We start from the raw sequence: 18,290 nt of genomic DNA on the forward strand, positions 1-18,290 counted from the left end.
GAGACTCGCCGCGCCTCGCCAAGCGCCGGTTGCCCGACGCTTGCTGCAAGAGCGGGATACACCACCCCACGGGGAGAGCGGTGTTGCCATACCCCGCAATGGCAGCGCAGTTGCGACCTAGCGCGAGTTCTGGATGTAGACGACGTGGGTCTGGGTGTACTCGTAGAGCCCGTGCTTGCCGTCCGCACCGCCAATTCCAGAACGGCGCACACCGGCGTGAAAGCCCTGCATCGCCTCGAAGTTTTCGCGATTGACGTAGGTTTCGCCGAAGCGGAGTTCGTTGCAGGCGCGCATCGTGTTGCCGAGATTGCGCGTATAAATCGATGACGTTAATCCGTAATCCGAATCATTTGCCATATCGATCGCCTGATCGAGCGTATCGAAGACCGTCACCGGCGCGACCGGACCGAATATCTCGTGGCGCATGATCTCCATGTCCTGGCGACAGTCCAGCAGTACCGTAGGTTCGAAATACTGGCCACCTTCGCGTTCCACCCGATTGCCGCCAGTCGCGAGCCGGGCGCCGTCTGCTAGCGCGCGCTCGACCAGTCCATGCACCTTTTCCGCGGCGGCGACATTGATAAGCGGTCCCATGTTGACATCGGCTGAGCCAAGCGGGTCGCCGAAGGTAGTCGCGCGCATGGCGCGCACGAGTTTCTCGCTGAACGCATCCGCCACCTTACGATGCACGTAAATGCGCTCCGCGCAATTGCAGACCTGGCCACTGTTGATGATGCGTGAATCCTTGATGGCGTTGACGGCCAGATCCAGATCGGCGTCATCCATCACGATCGCCGGCGCCTTGCCGCCGAGTTCCAGATTGACCTTGGTGATGTTCTTCGCCGCAGCGGCCATGATGCGCGAGCCGGTTTCCACGCTGCCGGTGAAGCTGATCATGCCAATGTCGCGATGACCGGCCAGCGCGCTGCCAGCTTGCGCGCCGTTGCCATAGACAAGATTGAACACGCCTTTGGGCAGGTCGGTTTGCGCAAGCAGTTCGGTGAATAACGCAGCGTTGTTCGGTGTCTCCTCGCTCGGCTTGATCACGATAGTGTTGCCGGTGACAAGCGCCGGCGCCATCTTGCGGGCAATCAGGAAGAACGGGAAGTTCCACGGCAGGATCCCTCCGATCACCCCAATAGGCTGGCGGAACAGGAAGATGTTTTCGTCGGCGCGGTCGCTGGTAATGACTTCGCCTTCCAGTCGGCGCGCCCATTCCGCCATGTAGTCGAGGTAGTCCGCCGTGAACGTGGCCTCGGTGCGGGCGAGTGAAAGAATCTTCCCTTGCTCCTGCGAAATCACGCGGGCAATTGCCTCGGCATTGTCACGGATCTTGCCGGCGATACGCCGCAGATGCCCGGCTCGTTCGATTGCCGGAAGGCGTGCCCAACCGCTCTGGGCGCGCTTCGCGGCTTCTATCGCCTGGTCGACGACCGCTGCGGGCGAGTTCGGTATTTCCGAAATGACGGCGCCGGTGGCGGGGTTGAGGACCGCGATACGTTCGCTGTTGTCCGGGTCGATGAAACGGCCATCAATGTAGTTACGGTGCATGTGTCTCTCCATGTCGTGTGAGCTGGCCGGCCGCGCCTGGCTGGCATCCGGCGGGTCAGTAGGGGGCAGTTTTAGAGAATTTATATTGAATATAGATTATATAATGCATTGTATTCGTCCAGGTCGTCAACGCTGAACAGGCTATCTGGCACCTCGCCAATCCACCTCTTGTGCGCAGGTAAAATATAAATTATATTCTTTTCATTGAAAACAAATAGCAACGAGGAGGGAGGATGGAAAGGCCGTTCGACAACGTACGGATTCTCGACATGACGTACGACCTGGGACGCTATGTCGGGCGTCTGTTTGCAGACCTCGGAGCGTCAGTGACGCGTTTGGAGCCGCCCGGCGGATTGCCTGACCGGCGCTCGGTCAGCAGCAGCGACCCGGCCACGCGCGAGCCGGCGGTCTACGAGTTCGAGTTCCTGAATGCCGGGAAAGAGAGCCGCACGCTCGACCTGCAATCGGCGGACGGACGCGCGGCGTTCGCCGCGCTGGCGAAGTCCGCGCAAGTGATCCTGCTGGAGCGCGGTGGCCCGCTATATGACGAGCTTGACTGGATCAGGTCGCTCTCGCCGTCTGTTGTCGTGACATCGGTGTCGCCTTTCGGGCGCACCGGCCCGTGGGCGGATGCTGCGGCGACCGATCTGACGCTGCAAGCGGCGGGCGGCATTGCGTGGCTGTCAGGACGGCTCGACGATGCGCCGCTGCGCCTGCCCGGTTCCCAGGCGACCATGATCAGCGGCGTCTATGCTGCTGTGGCCACGTCGCTCGCGCTGTATGACGCGAATGCGACGGGGCGCGGCCATGTCGTCGATGTCTCAGCGCAGGAATGTATTGCGCACTCGCTGCAGAATTCCATCCAGATGTGGGACTTCGAGAAGAAGATATCGATGCGTGGCGGAGAGGGTACCCGCGACGCGAGCGAAGACATGTTTGCCTGCAAGGACGGCCTGATCTTTCTCGCCGCGCCCCGATCGCTGGGCGTGTCGTGGAATGCGTTGGTCGCCTGGATCTGCGAGACCGGACATCCAGCTGGCGAGGCATTGTCCGAAGCGCGCTGGGGTGATCGTGTGTGGCGCCTGACCAAGGAAGCAAAACACATCTTGCGGGAGACGCTTGAGTCGTTCACGCGGCAGTACACCAAGCAGGAACTGACGCAGGAGGCGCTCAAACGCAAGATCGTGCTGGGGCCGGTCAGCACCGTTCTCGACGTGCTGGAAGACCCGCAGTTGCGGCACAGGCAATTTTTCGAGTCGGTTGCGTTGAGCCATTTGAACGCCACTGAGTTGAACGCCACTGCGCTGGACGCCAACTCGAACGCGACCGCGCGCTTTCCCGGCGCCCCCTACCGGCTGTCTGAACCGGTATGGTCGGTCAGTCCGGCGGCGCCTCTCGACCAGCCCTCCGCTCGATCCTAGGAACCTTTCATGCGACCCAATTTTCTCAAGGGCATCCGTTTCACAGACCTGACATGGGCCGGTGCCGGTCCTTTCGGCACCAAGGTATTTTCGGATTTCGGCGCCGAGGTGCTGAAGATCGAAAGCATGACGCGGCCCGACTCGGTGCGCACTGCCGGGCCTTTCAAGGACGGCGTGGTCGGCACTAACCGCAGCGGTTACTTCGCGTCGCGCAATACAGGCAAGCACAGCGTCTCGCTGAATCTCAAGACGGAGGAGGCGCGGCAAATCGTGCGCGATCTGGTTGCCCACTCCGACGTCGTCTGCAATAACTTCGGACCGGGCGCGATGGATCGCCTTGGCTTTGGCTACGAAGCGCTGTGCGAGATCAAGCCCGACATCATCTATCTATCCATGCCGATGTACGGCCAGGACGGCCCGCGTGCGGACCTGCTCGGCGTTGGCATGACGATCAGCGCGGTGACGAGCATCATGTGGCAGACCGCGTATGGTCCAGGTGACCCGGTCGGCCCCGGCACGCATTATCCCGACCATGCAGCGAACCCGTACCACGCGGCGTTTGCCGTGCTGGCTGCGCTCGCGCATCGGCGCAAGACGGGGCGCGGCATGAAGATCGATTTATCTCAGGTCGAATCCACCACGAACTTTGTCGGACCCTCGATTGTCGAGGCGGCCGCGACCGGGATCGAGCCGCCGCAGATCGGCAATCGCAGCCGCAATGACGCACCTCACAACATCTTCCGGGCGCGTGGTGACGACGCATGGATCGCGATCGCGGTCACGGACGATACCCAATGGCGCGCGCTCACGGACGCGATCGGCCGCCCGGATCTCGCCGCCGATGCAACCCTGTCCCACGCCGCCGGCCGGCTTGCAGCGCTGGCACGCGTGGAAGATGCGGTTGCGGGTTGGGCGCGGGAACGCGACGTGGACGACATCATTGCTGCGTTGCGTCCTCACGGTATCGCGGTGGCGCGCGTGTCATCGTCGCGGGAACTGATCGAAAACGATCCACAGTTGGCGTATCGGCACTATTGGCAGCATGTCGATCACCCCGAAGTCGGTCCGGTGCTGCTGAGTTCATTGCCGTTCACCATCGACGGGGAGCGCGTTCAGCTTGAGCGGCCGCCGCTCTTTGGCGAGCACACGAACGCAGTGCTGGGCGGCTTGCTTGGCCTGTCCAGCGAGCGCATCGACGCGCTGAATGAACTTGGAGCGTTGTCATGAGCGAGAAGGAATTCAAACGGCCCAGCTCGAGTTTGCGCCGGGCGGCGGCCGTCGTCGGCGTGGGTCATACCGATTGGACCGGCGACTGGAAGCGGGTTCGCGCCGGCGAAAAGCCTACCGACAGCTACGGCTACGGCGCGCTCGCATTGCGCGAGGCGTTGGCGGACGTGGGGCTGACGCGCGCCGATATCGACGGCTTGATTGTCGGTCCGACCACGGCCTACGAGCGCATGTCAGAAGTGCTCGGCATCAACCCGCGCTGGGGCGACCAGGCCGACGCGGTTCTTTCTGTGGCGCAGGCCGTCACGGCGATCGAAGCCGGGCTTGCCGAGACCATTGCGCTGGTTTATGGAAACGATCAGCGCTCCGCTGAAATCCAGTACGGCGGACCGCAGGCGATGGGCGGCGACGCGTTCTTGTCCTACGTGTATCACTCACCGTGGGGCCTGACATCGCAAGGCGCGCTCTACGCGCTTACGTTTCGCGCGTACTGCCATGAGCGCGGCTTCGATCCGCTGGACCTGGGACAAGTTGCCGTTGCGCAGCGTGCATGGTCCTCGATGAACCCGAACGCGGTCATGCGCAAGCGCATTACGCTTGACGACTACGCGCAAGCGAAATACATCTGCGAACCGTTGCGGCTTTACGATTACTGCATGATCAACGACGGTGGAGTGGCGTTGATCGTCACCACCGCCGAGCGGGCGAAAAAGCTGCGCAAGCCGCCGGTGTATATCGAAGCGCTGGGGCGGCGCGACCTGAATCGCGGGGCAACGAGCCTCGAGCCCAGGCTGACCGATTTTTATCTGTCCGCACAGCAGGATTGCGCGCGTCAGGCGTACGACATGGCCGGCTTCGGACCGCGCGACATGGACCTGTTCCAGGTGTACGACAGCTTCTCGGTACACGTCCCGCTCGCGCTCGAAGGCTACGGCTATTGCGATGTCGGCGACGCGGGGCGTTTCCTGCGCGAAGACGGCATTGGCCCGGGCGGAAAATTGCCAACCAATACGAGCGGCGGCCATCTGTCCGAAACCTACATGCAGGGATGGGCGCATCAGATTGAATGCGTGCGCCAGTTGCGCGGCGAATGCGGCGAGCGGCAGGTGCCCGACTGCCGGCACGCGCATTACACCTCAGACGTTGCCGGCAAAGCGGTGTCGATCATTTATAGCCGATAGGGAAAACGCGATGAGCCAGGCAACATCTGAAGCGGCGCGTACGCCGCAGCCCGTGATGGGCCTCTACGACCGGCCGATGTGGGAAAGCATTCGTGAACGGGCGATGAAACTGCAGTGCTGCGCCGAGTGTGGAGGGTTTCAATATCCGCCTGCGCCGGTGTGCGTGCACTGCTTGTCGTCGAAGCTTGAATGGCGCGTTTTGTCCGGGCGCGCAAGCATCATCTCGTGGGTGATCTTTCACAAAAGCTATCTTGGCGCGTATCCGGCGCCTTATAACGTTATCGCGGTCAGGCTGGAGGAAGGGCCCGTGATGATTTCCAATCTGGAACCGCCGCTGCCCGAGGGAGACTGGATCGGCAAGGCCGTGCGTTTGACGTACGTGACGATGGCGGATGAACTCGTTCTTCCGCGGTTTACGATCGACGCAAGCGAACCGGTATCGACTTGATGTCCGGCGATTGCTTAGCAGAATATTGTCGATATTCACGCATGAAGCAATCACGCGAAGCGGTCCGGAAAGCCCGAAAAAAGCGTGCGCCGCGTGCGTAATCGCTATTTCGGGCTTCAGCAATTGTGTGTCCGGGAGGGGCCTGGACTGCTCGGGTAAAATCCCGCATTGCTTCCGGCAATAGGATAATTTATTTTATATGTATAAAATATGCGGCCGGTTCAGTGTTTGCGGAGCGAGGCGCGTTGCCGCTTTCCTGTTGACGGGCAGCGCGCGTTCCCGCTTTTTCTCATGACCCCCGCCGAGTATGCCGGTGCGACCGCATAGGCGCGCTCGATGCGAACTACAGCAGGCACCCTCGCCGGGGTCGCCCCTGATAACAAACGGTCATCATCGATGGGTGCGGCCTCGTACAATGCCGGGAATCGGGCACTGGCCCGGTCGACATGATTTACCGCCCCCGTCACGGCGCTCCGGCGCCCAGGTCTTATTGACCCTTGCGGGACGTGCACTGGAAACCCTTGGAATGCATATGACTTTTTGGACGAAACTCGATCAGGTTGCCGAACGATTGCGCGAACGTATCATCTCGGGCGAATACAAGCGCGGTGACAAGCTGAAGCAGGCTGATATTGCCGCCGAACTCGGCGTCTCGATCACGCCGGTGCGCGAAGCGCTGAAGGTGCTCGAGATGGAAGGGTTTGTGGTGAGCGTCCCTCATAAAGGGCTTTCGGTTCCCGAGATCGAGCCGGAACGTGCTCGCGAGATTTTCGAGTTGCGTGTCATGCTCGAGCGCAGCCTGACGGAAAAGGCGCTTGCGCGGATCACCAAGGAGGAGATCGCGGAGATTCGGACGCTGCATCGAGAACTGACGGCGCTCGTGAAGGCGCGTGAGGTATACCCGGTGCGCGCGGCCAACGTGCGTTTCCATTTTCGACTTTACGAAATTGCGGATTGTCCGCAAACCCTGCAGTTCGTGCGTGTGTTGTGGGCGAAATATCCGTTCAATTTCCACGACGACCAGGCGGTACGCTTCAAGCAACTCTTGCAGGAACACGGCGAAATCATTCGCGCGCTCGAGTCGGGTGATAAGAAAGTGGCGCTTGCCGCGATGATCAATCATATTGAAAGCGGTTGGAACCGTGTCTCCGACAACGTGATGTCCACAAAACACCCGTAACGCCAAAACGGTACGTTATAAAAGAACCCGGCAACGACGGTTAGTCTGCCGGCAAGCCCGTGCTCATTTTTATAACTCATGCGTTGCGGCTCATTCGTTGCAACGTCGCTGCGCGTGGGCAATCCACGCGCAATCTCTCAGGTTCCCCGCACTGGTCCGGTCTCCGCACCCTGACACTCATCCCCTTTCCGGTTGCATGAAGCCCGCCGCAAGAGCGCTGCGTCGCGGATGCTTTTGATCCTTGATTCGTAGTGTATAGCCGATAAAAACCGTCCGGAACTTGGTCGGACCAATTTGTCCGGGTCCCACGCGTTACTCATGATGGCGGGCAGCAGCGCATGCATCGCGCAGCGCTTCTCAAGCAGATATATCCCCGCATTGGAGAACACGATGGACACGCTTTCGCAGATTATCCGGCTGCATGAAGACGACAATGTTGCGATTGCCCGCAATACCCTGCCGGCCGGCACCGTGCTGGACGAACTGGATGGACTCGTCGTGCGCGCCGAGGTTCCGGCGGCGCACAAGATCGCGTTGCGCGACGTCGAGGCGGGTGCACTCGTGCGCCGCTACGGACAGACGATCGGACGCGCGTCATGCCGCATCGAACGGGGAGACCATGTCCATACCCATAATGTATCGATGGGCGATTTCGAGCGAGATTATGCCTTCGGCGAAGACATGAAACCCGTCGACCAGGCACGCGAGACGCTCACGTTCCAGGGCATTCGCCGCGCGGATGGCCGCGTGGCGACGCGCAACTATATCGGCGTGGTCAGCACGGTCAATTGCTCGGCTACCGTCAGCAAGATGGTCGCGCAACATTTCTCCGCGCCGGGCCGGCTCGACGCTTATCCGAACGTGGATGGCGTCGTCCCTGTCACGCATAGCTTCGGCTGCTGTATCGATCACAACGGCGAAGGCATCCAGCAATTGCGGCGCACGATCGGCGGATTTGTCAAACACGCCAACTTCGCGGGCGTGCTTGTCATCGGCCTGGGTTGCGAGGCCAATCAGATGGGCGCGATCTTCATGACCGGCGGCATTGCGCCCGGTCCCACGATGGTGCCGCTCGTCATGCAGGAACTGGGCGGTACGCAAAAGACCGTCGATGCCGCGATCAAGGCGATAGAAACAATGCTGCCTCTGGCGAACCAGGTGGTGCGTGAACCCTTGCCGATCTCGCACCTGAACATCGCCTTGCAATGCGGCGGTTCGGATGGCTACTCGGGAATCACGGCCAATCCGGCGCTTGGCGCGGCAGTCGACTTGCTGGTCCAGCACGGCGGTACCGCCATTCTTTCGGAGACGCCCGAGATCTATGGCGCGGAGCATTTGCTGACGCGCCGTGCGGTCTCGCGTGAAGTGGGGGAGAAGATCGTCGAGCGCATTCGCTGGTGGGAATCCTATGCGGAGCGCGAGAAGGGCAGCATCGACAACAATCCGACTCCGGGCAACAAGGCCGGCGGCCTGACAACGATCCTCGAGAAGTCGCTGGGCGCAGTCGCTAAAAGCGGCTCAACGCCGCTGATGGGCGTCTACCGTTATGCGGAGCCAATCGATACTCATGGCCTCGTGTTCATGGACGCGCCTGGATACGATCCGATGGGCGCGACCGGACAGATTGCGAGCGGCGCCAACCTCGTTGTATTCACCACAGGCCGTGGTTCATGCTTCGGCGCCAAACCCGCACCATCGATCAAGCTCGCGACCAATACGCTCATGTACAACCGCATGCGCGACGACATGGACATCAATTGCGGTGACATCATGGATGGCTCGGTCAGCGTGCGCGAGAAGGGCGAGGAAATCTTTCGCTCGATCATCGAAATCGCTTCAGGTGCGCAGAGCAAGAGCGAGGCGCTGGGCGTCGGCAACGAGGAATTCGTTCCATGGATGATCGGCGCGCAGATGTAGGCGTGACGATGAAGAGCGTGCCCGGTCTTTTGCTGTGACCCGGGGCCGCGGCTCAGGGCAAACCCTGAAACGGCGCGGTTTTTGGTTGTCGCTTAATAAAATATAAATTATATTATAACTCCAATATAAACCGGCCGGCAGTGAGGCGCATGCGCGCTTCGCAGATTCGAAGATCCGCATGCCGCGTCGCAACGGAGATAAAAGTGACCTGGAAATCCCGCTACTGGGTATTCTTGATGTTGTTCGCGCTCGCGACCATCAACTACCTGGACCGAGTCGCTCTATCTATTTCCGCCGGCAGGATATCAGCCGATCTGGCCATCACGAAGGTCCAGCTCGGTTACCTGTTTTCATCGTTTCTGTGGGGCTATACGCTCTTTCTCATTCCGGTCGGCTTGATGGTGGACCGCTACGGCTCGCGATCGGTCGCGGCCGTCAGCATGGCGGTGTGGTCGGCGGCTACGGTGCTGACGGGCGCGGCAATGTCGGTGGGCGCGGTGATCGCGGCACGTATCGTCATGGGTGTGGGCGAGTCCAGTTGTTATCCCGCGGCGGGACGGATCATCCGGGAATGGGTGCCGAACAGCGAGCGGGCAACCGCCATGACCATCTTCAATTCGGGTGCGTACTTCGGTCCTGCGTTGGGCGCCGTCGGGTTGTCGTGGCTCGCGTCGGTAGCGGGCTGGCGCTGGTCCTTCGTGATTTGCGGCCTTGTCGGATTTGTCTGGCTCGCGTTCTGGCTCGTGTTTTTCCGGACGCCAGAGAAGGCTAAATGGTTGCCGGAAGCGGAGCGCCGCATTATCGAACGTGATCGGGAAACCGGCCGGCAGGTGCGTGGCAATACAGCGCCGCCGGTCGGACTGGCCGGCCTGATACGCAGCAAAACCATGATCGGCCTGATGATCACGCAAGGCTGCAACTCTTACACGCAGTACTTGTTCCTCACGTGGCTGCCCAACTATCTGCAAACCGAACGCGGAATGACGATGCTCGCAAGCGGCACCGTCATGGCGCTGCCCTATCTTGGCGCGATCGTCGTGTCGATCGCGCTTGGCGTGCTGAGCGACCGGATGCTGACCGAGCAAGCGGTGGAAGCAGGACGCCGCCGTACGCTGATCGGCGTGGTGATGATCGGCGGTGCGTCCATCCTGTTCGTGCCCTGGATATCGAGCGTGTGGGTCATCGTCGGGCTGATCACGCTTGCGCTCGGTGGCGTTGCAACCGGTAACGCCCTCAATATCGCGTTGCTGGGAGACCTGTTGCCGTCGAAGTCGGATGTCGGGCGCGGCACGGCAATGCTGCTGATCGGCGGTAACGTGCTGGGCTTTCTTGCGCCTATCGTGACGGGCTACGTCGTGCAGGCGACCGGACATTTCGCCGCCGCGTTCGTGACGGCCGGTGTGCTGCTCGTGATTGGCGCGTTGTCGTCGTGGTTCCTTACACGTTCGCCTATTGGTCCAGCAAGAACCGCTGTCACGGCCGCGAACGCACCGCGGCCCGCCGGGAGTTGAGATGAACGAACCTGAAGCCGTTTCTAACACGCCAGTCGAGCCCGTGGCACCTCCGCACGTTCGTATCCGGCCCGAGTGGCTTGCGCTGCGCTCTGAGCCCGCGCTGGAGCCGGCGCTGCCGATCATCGACGCGCATCATCATCTTTGGGAACTGCCTGACAAGGTGTATCGGGTGGCTGACCTGCTCGACGACATCAGCGGCGGGCATGATATCCGCGCGACGGTGTTCATCGAGTGCAAGACCCATTACGACACGAACGCGCCCGCCGGATTCGAGGCCGTGGGCGAGGTGCGTTTCGCTTGCGATGAAGCGCGCCGGGCGCAGGCCGCGGGCGCCCGTACAAAAGTGGTTGCAGCAGTCGTCGCCAATGCGGACCTGTTGCTTGGCGACAAGGCGCGTCCGGTCCTCGAACGGATGCTCGATGTTTCCGATGCCCGCGTGCGTGGCATTCGCAATATTGCCGTGTGGCACGCCGATCCGAGCGTGCGCGCATCCGCGGCTACACCGCCGCAAGGGCTGTTGACGGATCGGCGTTTCAGAGAAGGTTTCAGGCATCTCGCTCCGCTTGGCCTGAGTTTCGATGCATGGCTGGTTCATACGCAGATCGACGAGTTGTGCGCGCTCGCTGCGGCATTTCCGGACACGCGCATCGTACTGAATCATGTTGGCGGCCCGCTCGCGCTAGGTCCTTATCGCGGGCATCGCGACGAAGTCTTCGATGCATGGCGCACCGGCGTCACAGCGCTCTCGCGTTATCACAATGTCAGCATGAAGCTCGGCGGTTTCGGCATGCCGCTCTTCGGTTTCGATTTTCAGGAGCAGCCATTGCCGCCCGATTCGCAGACGCTCGCGAACGCGATCCGGCCTTACGTGGAAACGTGCATTGATGCTTTCGGTGCGACGCGCTGCATGTTCGAGAGTAACTTTCCCGTCGACAAAGGCTGCTTCAGTTACAGCATCCTATGGAATGCTTACAAACGTATCACCGCAGGTGCCCCGGACGCCGAAAGGGCAGCGCTCTTCCACGATACCGCGGCCGGGTTTTATCGGATCGGGGCCACGTGAAGTGGATGTGGCCTGTACCCAGGAGAGAGATATGGACGGTTTGACCAGACAAGTCGGCGCGTTTGCCGCCGCCGTACGTCGTGAAGATATTCCCGACGCGGCTATAGATGGTGCGCGAATTGGAATAACCGATTGCGTGGGCGTGATGCTCGCGGGCGCGGGCGAGACTGCGCCCGCGATTGTCGCCGGCATGCTTGCGGAACTCAAGGGTCCCGACGCCGCGCCGCAAATTCCAGGCGGGCGGCGCTTGTCCGTCGCCGACGCGGCGCTTGCAAACGGCGTCTGCGCGCACGTGCTCGACTACGACGACGTCGCGTTGTCGGGTCATCCGAGCGTCGTGCTGACACCCGCGATCCTCGCGCAAGGCTGGGCGCTTGGCAGTAGCGGCCGTGACCTCCTGACGGCGTACGTCGCGGGCTATGAGACCTGGGCGCTGCTCGATGCGCTGGAACCCGGCGCGCTGCACGAGGCCGGCTTCCATCCGACAGCGGTCTATGGAACCTTGGCATGCGCCGCGGCAGTGTCGAACCTGCTTCGGCTCGACGCTGAAAAGACCACGCATGCCATTGCTATCAGTGCATCCATGGCGGCAGGTACGGTCGCGAACTTTGGTTCGATGACGAAATCCTTGCAGGTAGGCCGGGCTGCACAATCCGGTGTGCTGGCAGCCGGCCTGGCGAAGGCCGGTTACACCGGTTCGCTCGACGCCCTCGAACATCGAGCGGGCTTCATGCGTGCTCACTCGCCTTCAGGTACGCCCGACATTGATACCCGCGACTTCGAACTTGGCTCGCGCTGGCGGCTTCCGGAAAGCGGCGTGCATATCAAGCGTTATCCGATTTGCTATGCCACGCACCGGTCCATCGACGCCATGCTTGAACTTGCCGGGTCGCAGGCGATCGAGCCCGACGACGTGGAAGAAGTGCATGTCCACACCGGCGACACGCAAATGCTGATGCTGCGAAACCACGCGCCGCGAACGGGCCTCGAAGCCAAGTTCAGCATGCAGTTCGCGATGGCTGCGGCATTGATCTCGCGTCGCGTCGGCCTGGAGGAACTGACCGATGCATTCGTGCAACGCGAGGACGTGCGCCGACTGATGACGCGCGTTCGATGCACAACAACAACGCAACGCGTGCAGGACTGGGACCAGCCCTTTGCGCCGACCGATCAGGTGAGCGTGGTTCTGAAGTCGGGACGCGAGTTGCATTCGCGAGCGGTCGAGCGGCCCAAAGGCAGTTGGCAGCGGCGCATGACACGCGATGAACTGCGTGAGAAGTTCATCGATTGTGCGGTCCGTGCGCTCGGGCAAACATCGGCGGAAAGTCTGTTCGGGCAATTGTGGGCGCTGGACGATCTGCCTTCCGTACGCGGCCTGGGCATATTTTCCGGGTCATTGCACGAACCGGGGTGATCGGCCTGCGCGTCTAGCCTGCAATCCACATCATCCACTTCATTCAAGACACTATCCATGAAGACAGCAACCCCGCAAGAGTCCGATGATCCATTCATGGTTTCATTGGAAAGCCAGGACTACAGTGAACTGCGCGACGCGGTGCGCCGCATTTGCCGAGACTATCCGGGCGACTACTGGCGCAAGCTGGACAATGAGAGCGCATACCCGACCGAATTTGTCCGCGCGTTGAACGAAGCCGGTTTTCTTGGTGCGCTCATTCCGGAGGAATATGGCGGCTCGGGCATGCCGCTACGCGCGGCAGCGGTGATTCTGGAGGAGATCAACGCGAGCGGCTGCGTGGCCAGTGCGGCGCATGCGCAAATGTACATCATGGGAACGCTGCTTCGTCATGGCAGTGAGGAACAAAAACGGCGCTATCTTCCGGACATCGCATCGGGCGCGCTGCGGCTGCAGGCGTTTGGTGTCACCGAGCCCACGAGCGGATCGGATACGACGCAGCTCAAGACGCGCGCGGTACGCAAGGGCGATGTCTATGTCGTCAATGGACAGAAGGTGTGGACGTCGCGGGCCCTGCATTCAGACCTGATGCTGCTGCTCGTGCGTACTACGCCGCTCGAAGAATGCCGCAAGAAAACCGACGGCCTTTCAACCTTGCTGGTGGACCTGAGAACGGCTAAAGGCAATGGCATCGAAATCCGTCCTATCGCTACGATGATCAATCACAACACAACGGAAGTGTTCATCGAAAACCTGGAGGTGCCGGTCGCCAATCTGGTGGGCGAGGAGGGCAAGGGGTTCCGGTACATTCTGGACGGCATGAATGCAGAGCGCATCCTGGTTGCGCAGGAGTGCATTGGCGACGGCCGCTGGCTCCTGAAGAAAGCGGTCGACTATGCCAACGAGCGAGAGGTTTTCGGCCGCGCGATCGGACAGAATCAAGGCGTTCAGTTTCCGCTTGCACGCGCTTATATGGAACTCGAAGCTGCCGATCTCATGGCACGCAAGGCCGCTGCGTTGTTCCAGAGCGGCCGGCCCTGCGGCGCGGAGGCAAACATGGCTAAGCTGCTGGCGTCGGAAGCCACGTGGCACGCAGCGGACACGGCCTTGCAAACGCATGGCGGGTTTGGTTTCGCGCAGGAGTACGACATAGAGCGCAAGTGGCGCGAAGTGCGTATTTACCAGACCGCGCCAATCTCGACCAATCTTATCCTGGCGTATCTTGGCGAGCATGTGCTGGGCTTGCCGCGCTCATACTGAGCGATAACGGGTCGCGCGTTCGCAGGGTGAACGACAAGGCGGCCCGTCACATTCTGAATGCTGCGAGCGCTCGGCAACATGCCGCGTGCGCTCGCCAAGCTGCTGCCTATGCCGGCACGAACTTCGCAAGCGGGATATCCGGCGTGACATCGTCGAATTGCACTTTCATCGGCATGCCCATTGCGGCGTTTTCGGGAATGGCGCCTACAAAATTTCCAACGACCAGCGGGCCGTCCTCAAGCTGCACGAGACAGACGTGATACGGCAAGTCGTCACGGAACGCAGTCCAGTAAGCGCGGTGGAACGTCACCCACGACACCAGCGTGCCGAGTCCGCTGACGGGCTCCCAGCTTTGCGTATCTGAGAGGCAAGCGGGGCACACCGGCGTTGGCGGAAAGTGGCGATGACCGCAGGCCTTGCATACCTGTACCGATAACCGATGCGCACGCGCATGTTCCCAATAGCCTTTGGAATCCTCATCGATAACAGGCAATGGCTTGTCATAGGAAGTCAGCATGATTATCCCTTCGTGTAGATGATGGAGCGCGTGCACGGCGTGGCGGCAACGTACTGGACGACTTCGCAATCCGCTACCTGACGCGCGCCGCATTCTCCGCGCAATTGACGGACAGCTTCGACATTGAGCGCCCAGCCCTGCATGTAGGAGTTGGACAGATGCCCGCCGTCGGTATTGGTCGGCAGGCGGCCATTGAGTCCGAGCGCACCGTTCTCCACGAACGCGCCTGCTTCGCCCCGCTCGCAAAAGCCCAGCCCTTCGAGACTGAAAAGGACCGTGGGGGTGAAGTTGTCGTAGCACATGAGTGCGTCGATGTCGTCGTGTGTCACGCCAGCCATCTGATACGCGTTCGTGCCGGCCTCGCGCACCTCGTCGTACCAGAACTCCTGATCGAAGTTGCCGATCGCACTGCGTTCGAATGCGTCGCGCGCGCCCACGCCGGAAATCAGCACAGGTGGCTTATTGAGGTCGGCGGCACGCTCGCGCGTTGTGAGGATCATGCAGACTGCGCCGTCGTTGACGAGGCAGTAGTCGAGCAAACCAAGCGGTTCGACGATCCGGCGCGCCGCGGCGTGATCGTCGAGGGTGATGGGCTTTCGCATCACTGCGTCAGGATTGAGGATTGCGTTGTTGCGAAACGCGACCGACACCTCGCCAAGCTGACGGGTGGTCGTGCCGTAGCGCTCCATGTGCATACGGAACATCAGCCCATGCGATGCGCCCGGAGAGGTGAGTCCCCATGGGTCCCAGAAAGTGGCGAATTCGTCGCCACCGTAATTCATGCGTCGCGATCGACCGATGTTCGTATAAATAAGCGCGACATAGTTGGCCGCGCCCGTTTCGAGCGCGAGCATTGCCTCGGTTATCGCCATGCCGGACATGCGGCCGTGACCCGGCAACGTCATCGTCCAGCGGGGATTGAGGCCGAGTATCTCGCCCATGTGCGCGTAAAAGGGCACGCGGCAACAGAGCAGCCCGTCCACCGCGTTCTTCTCCAGCCCGCAATCGTTCAGAGCGAGCTTGAACGCTTGCACGCCGAGCGCGTAGTCGCTGACATCGGGGAAGTCACCGTACCGCGTATTGCCAACTCCGACAACGGCAACACGATTACTAAGGTCCTGCATTGGATTCATGCCTGTTTCTCCGTCGAATGTCGGATAGGAGCGCCCCCTTGGAGGCGATGTGTGGCCGGTCTTGCAGCGAATCTGGCGGCCTGTGAGGACAGGAACAGGAGGCGACAGGCGCGATGCTCAAGAACGGGAAGTTCGGCCAGGGCTGGAGTCGGCGCGAGCGATCCTGCCTCAGTCCGGATAGGTCTCATGGACCCATCGTATTGCTTATAAATATAAAATGTATTTTATGTGTCACTTGATGAAGCGGTCAAGCTGAGAATCTCTTCCGAAGAGCGCGTGCCCTGGAAGTCATCACTGCTGTGGCATTGACCGCGTTGCTGCGCGTTATCGCCTCATGTATGTCGGGGGCATGTCGCGTCAATACATTTTATATAATATAATTTTATATGGAGCCAAGGTTTACCATAGCCCTTCGGGGAAATTTCAGGGTCATTGTTCCTGGATTTTTCTCGGAGGGTCATAAGCAATGCTGACCGATATGAAAGAATTGATAAAAACCGGTCGAACGCAAAGGAGGAGAGTGACGGGTATGGTATCCAGCAACTCAGGCCGCAAAACATTGGCGCGGGTCATCGCGGATCTGGAAGGCAAGATTCTTGATGCATCGTGGCGAAAGGAAACACGGCTTCCGTCCGAGCGGGAACTCGCTGCGTCTCTGGCGGCTTCACGCACGACAGTGCGTGAAGCGATTCAGCGTCTGGTTGCGCGTGGCTTGCTTGAAACACGTCGCGGAAGCGGCCTGCATGTGAGCAGTCGCCCGCCGGCCGGGCTCAGCGCACCGTGGCTTCAATTGATTGCCGAGAACCCGCCAATGCGTGCCGACACGCTCGAGTTTCGGCTCGTCTTCGAATGCGCGGCGTCACGGTTCGCAGCTGAACGCGCCACGCAGGCCGAGCTGGCTAACCTGGACTCCATTCTTGAGAGAATGGACCATGCAGTACGCAACGAGGACGTGGAGGCGGAAGCACTGGCTGACGCCGAATTCCACACGGCGTTGGCCGGCGCCTCGCACAATCTGATGATGGGCCACTTTCACGCGAGCGTCATTGCCGAATTGCGCGAGCACATTACGAGCAACACGTTCGACGCGTCGCACATTGATGTCGACGCAAGACACCTTGCATTGATGCGTCTGGACCAGCACAGGGCGATCTACGAGGCCATTCGTGCGCGCGCACCGGAGGCGGCGTTCAACGCCATGTACGCGCACATCGACTTCGTCGGCAAGCAATTTGCGTCGATATGAATGCATCGTTTCCGACGTTGTTTGGAGGCTATAAGCTTATGTGCAATGCGGTGCAAGGAACCGCGCTTGAGGAAACGCACGGCGAGCATTCTTCGCCGGCCAGGCCGGGTTGCTTCATCTCCGCCATCGACGATCCTTGAGCCGGCAGTTCACGCGTTTTCGTTTATTGCGATACCCTTGAATTTTATCTTCCGTTGGCCGATCCGCGCGCTGAATGGCGGTGTCGCGCATCGTGTCAGCACTAACCAGGGACTACCATGCCGATTGACTCTTCCACTTCTCCCGTCTGGTTCATTACCGGCTGCTCGACCGGATTCGGTCGCGAAATCGCACTGGCCGTGCTCGCGCGCGGCTGGCGTGCCGTCGTGACCGCCCGCGATCCCGGCGCCGTTGCCGACCTCGCGAGTGCGCATCCTGAACTCGCGCTGCCGCTCAAACTCGACGTGACTTCGCCCGCTGACATGGCCGCGGCCGTGGTAAAAGTGAAGGCTTCGTTTGGCCGCATCGACGTGCTGGTCAACAATGCCGGATATGGCTACCTGTCGGCTGTAGAAGAAGGCGAGGATGACGAAGTACGCGCCATGTTCGAAGTCAATTTCTTTGGCGCGGTCACCGCGATCAAAGCCGTGTTGCCGGTGATGCGTGAGCAGGGCGCGGGACATATCATCAATATCACGTCGGTCGGGGGCCTGGTGGGCAATCCGGGCAGCGGCTACTACGCCGCGACCAAGTTCGCGCTAGAGGGCCTTGGGGAAGCGCTCGCACGCGAGACGGCCGAGTTGGGTATCAAGGTCACGACCGTCGAGCCGGGACCGTTCCGAACCGACTGGGCCGGGCGGTCATTGAAACAGACCAGCCGGTCAATCGATGCATACGCATCAATCGCCGGCAGGCGCCGCGCGCAGGTTGCTGCGCATAGCGGCCGGCAACCGGGCGATCCGGCACGCGCGGCACTGGCGATCATCGCCGCCGTCGAGGCTGCCGTGCCGCCGTCGAATCTGGTGTTGGGCAAGCCCGGGCTGGAAGCGGTCCGCGTAAAACTTGGCAGGCTCCAGAATGATCTCGACACCTGGGAAGCGACGACCGTTGGTGCAGATTTTCCGGACTGATATCCTGCACCGCTTCGTTATTCTTGTTGCCGCGCGCTCGGATCATGGTTAAGCGCGCGCTCGATTCAAGCGGGCATCTTCGTCTGATCGTTTCCAGACAATGCCCGCC

The 18,290-nt window shown here is 60.9% G+C and carries 15 protein-coding genes; 12 read left to right on the forward strand and 3 right to left on the reverse strand.

The genetic code is table 11. The annotated features are described in order from the left end of the window. Positions 1-117 precede the first annotated feature (117 nt). Positions 118-1,551: an aldehyde dehydrogenase gene (gene aldA / locus ACSQ8V_RS23715; protein ID WP_436207347.1), complete on the reverse strand. Its 1,434-nt coding sequence runs from the start codon at positions 1,549-1,551 to the stop codon at positions 118-120. A 233-nt stretch (positions 1,552-1,784) separates the two neighbouring features. Between aldA and ACSQ8V_RS23720 the strand changes: the two genes are divergently transcribed. The 10 genes from ACSQ8V_RS23720 (at position 1,785) to ACSQ8V_RS23765 (ending at position 14,176) form a co-directional block, all read left to right on the forward strand. Further along, on the forward strand, positions 1,785-2,972 hold the full coding sequence (locus tag ACSQ8V_RS23720; RefSeq protein WP_436207348.1) for a CoA transferase: 1,188 nt from the start codon (positions 1,785-1,787) through the stop codon (positions 2,970-2,972). Positions 2,973-2,981: 9 nt separating this feature from the next. Next, positions 2,982-4,199, forward strand: coding sequence for a CaiB/BaiF CoA transferase family protein (locus ACSQ8V_RS23725; RefSeq protein WP_436207349.1), 1,218 nt, complete (start codon positions 2,982-2,984; stop codon positions 4,197-4,199). Further along, on the forward strand, positions 4,196-5,380 hold the full coding sequence (locus ACSQ8V_RS23730; protein ID WP_436207350.1) for a thiolase family protein: 1,185 nt from the start codon (positions 4,196-4,198) through the stop codon (positions 5,378-5,380). The genes ACSQ8V_RS23725 and ACSQ8V_RS23730 overlap by 4 nt, the downstream gene beginning before the upstream one ends. 10 nt (positions 5,381-5,390) lie before the next feature. After that, on the forward strand, positions 5,391-5,828 hold the full coding sequence (locus ACSQ8V_RS23735; RefSeq protein ID WP_436207351.1) for a Zn-ribbon domain-containing OB-fold protein: 438 nt from the start codon (positions 5,391-5,393) through the stop codon (positions 5,826-5,828). Positions 5,829-6,354: 526 nt separating this feature from the next. Then, a complete protein-coding gene (locus tag ACSQ8V_RS23740) occupies positions 6,355-7,008 on the forward strand; it encodes a GntR family transcriptional regulator (protein WP_255631558.1) in 654 nt (217 codons plus the stop codon). 390 nt (positions 7,009-7,398) lie between these two features. Then, positions 7,399-8,925, forward strand: coding sequence for a UxaA family hydrolase (locus ACSQ8V_RS23745; protein ID WP_213766420.1), 1,527 nt, complete (start codon positions 7,399-7,401; stop codon positions 8,923-8,925). Positions 8,926-9,128: 203 nt separating this feature from the next. Next, on the forward strand, positions 9,129-10,436 hold the full coding sequence (locus tag ACSQ8V_RS23750; RefSeq protein WP_436207352.1) for an MFS transporter: 1,308 nt from the start codon (positions 9,129-9,131) through the stop codon (positions 10,434-10,436). 1 nt (position 10,437) lies between these two features. Then, positions 10,438-11,502 carry an amidohydrolase family protein gene (locus ACSQ8V_RS23755; protein ID WP_436207353.1) on the forward strand — a complete coding sequence of 355 codons (1,065 nt, stop codon included), beginning with the start codon at positions 10,438-10,440 and terminating at the stop codon, positions 11,500-11,502. A 31-nt stretch (positions 11,503-11,533) separates the two neighbouring features. After that, positions 11,534-12,916: an MmgE/PrpD family protein gene (locus ACSQ8V_RS23760; RefSeq protein ID WP_436207354.1), complete on the forward strand. Its 1,383-nt coding sequence runs from the start codon at positions 11,534-11,536 to the stop codon at positions 12,914-12,916. A 57-nt stretch (positions 12,917-12,973) separates the two neighbouring features. Then, positions 12,974-14,176, forward strand: coding sequence for an acyl-CoA dehydrogenase family protein (locus ACSQ8V_RS23765; protein ID WP_436207355.1), 1,203 nt, complete (start codon positions 12,974-12,976; stop codon positions 14,174-14,176). A 106-nt stretch (positions 14,177-14,282) separates the two neighbouring features. Here ACSQ8V_RS23765 and ACSQ8V_RS23770 read toward each other — a convergent pair whose 3' ends face one another. Further along, positions 14,283-14,693: a Zn-ribbon domain-containing OB-fold protein gene (locus ACSQ8V_RS23770; RefSeq protein ID WP_436207356.1), complete on the reverse strand. Its 411-nt coding sequence runs from the start codon at positions 14,691-14,693 to the stop codon at positions 14,283-14,285. Between the two features lie 2 nt (positions 14,694-14,695). Continuing rightward, a complete protein-coding gene (locus ACSQ8V_RS23775; RefSeq protein ID WP_436183942.1) occupies positions 14,696-15,826 on the reverse strand; it encodes a thiolase family protein in 1,131 nt (376 codons plus the stop codon). Positions 15,827-16,355: 529 nt separating this feature from the next. On the opposite strand from ACSQ8V_RS23775, the gene ACSQ8V_RS23780 reads away from it, so the two are divergent. Together ACSQ8V_RS23780 and ACSQ8V_RS23785 are read left to right on the forward strand one after the other, a co-directional pair. Beyond that, positions 16,356-17,072 carry a FadR/GntR family transcriptional regulator gene (locus tag ACSQ8V_RS23780; RefSeq protein ID WP_436207357.1) on the forward strand — a complete coding sequence of 239 codons (717 nt, stop codon included), beginning with the start codon at positions 16,356-16,358 and terminating at the stop codon, positions 17,070-17,072. A 263-nt stretch (positions 17,073-17,335) separates the two neighbouring features. Continuing rightward, on the forward strand, positions 17,336-18,181 hold the full coding sequence (locus ACSQ8V_RS23785; RefSeq protein WP_436207997.1) for an oxidoreductase: 846 nt from the start codon (positions 17,336-17,338) through the stop codon (positions 18,179-18,181). Positions 18,182-18,290 lie beyond the last annotated feature (109 nt).

The sequence above is a fragment of the Caballeronia sp. LjRoot31 genome (assembly GCF_964253885.1).
Classification (GTDB): domain Bacteria; phylum Pseudomonadota; class Gammaproteobacteria; order Burkholderiales; family Burkholderiaceae; genus Caballeronia.

Coding starts and splice junctions, on each gene's coding strand:
- aldA (WP_436207347.1), bottom strand. CDS start 1,551: ATGCACCGTAACTACATTGATGGCCGTTTCATCGACCCGGACAACAGC.
- ACSQ8V_RS23720 (WP_436207348.1), top strand. CDS start 1,785: ATGGAAAGGCCGTTCGACAACGTACGGATTCTCGACATGACGTACGAC.
- ACSQ8V_RS23725 (WP_436207349.1), top strand. CDS start 2,982: ATGCGACCCAATTTTCTCAAGGGCATCCGTTTCACAGACCTGACATGG.
- ACSQ8V_RS23730 (WP_436207350.1), top strand. CDS start 4,196: ATGAGCGAGAAGGAATTCAAACGGCCCAGCTCGAGTTTGCGCCGGGCG.
- ACSQ8V_RS23735 (WP_436207351.1), top strand. CDS start 5,391: ATGAGCCAGGCAACATCTGAAGCGGCGCGTACGCCGCAGCCCGTGATG.
- ACSQ8V_RS23740 (WP_255631558.1), top strand. CDS start 6,355: ATGCATATGACTTTTTGGACGAAACTCGATCAGGTTGCCGAACGATTG.
- ACSQ8V_RS23745 (WP_213766420.1), top strand. CDS start 7,399: ATGGACACGCTTTCGCAGATTATCCGGCTGCATGAAGACGACAATGTT.
- ACSQ8V_RS23755 (WP_436207353.1), top strand. CDS start 10,438: ATGAACGAACCTGAAGCCGTTTCTAACACGCCAGTCGAGCCCGTGGCA.
- ACSQ8V_RS23760 (WP_436207354.1), top strand. CDS start 11,534: ATGGACGGTTTGACCAGACAAGTCGGCGCGTTTGCCGCCGCCGTACGT.
- ACSQ8V_RS23765 (WP_436207355.1), top strand. CDS start 12,974: ATGAAGACAGCAACCCCGCAAGAGTCCGATGATCCATTCATGGTTTCA.
- ACSQ8V_RS23770 (WP_436207356.1), bottom strand. CDS start 14,693: ATGCTGACTTCCTATGACAAGCCATTGCCTGTTATCGATGAGGATTCC.
- ACSQ8V_RS23775 (WP_436183942.1), bottom strand. CDS start 15,826: ATGAATCCAATGCAGGACCTTAGTAATCGTGTTGCCGTTGTCGGAGTT.
- ACSQ8V_RS23780 (WP_436207357.1), top strand. CDS start 16,356: ATGGTATCCAGCAACTCAGGCCGCAAAACATTGGCGCGGGTCATCGCG.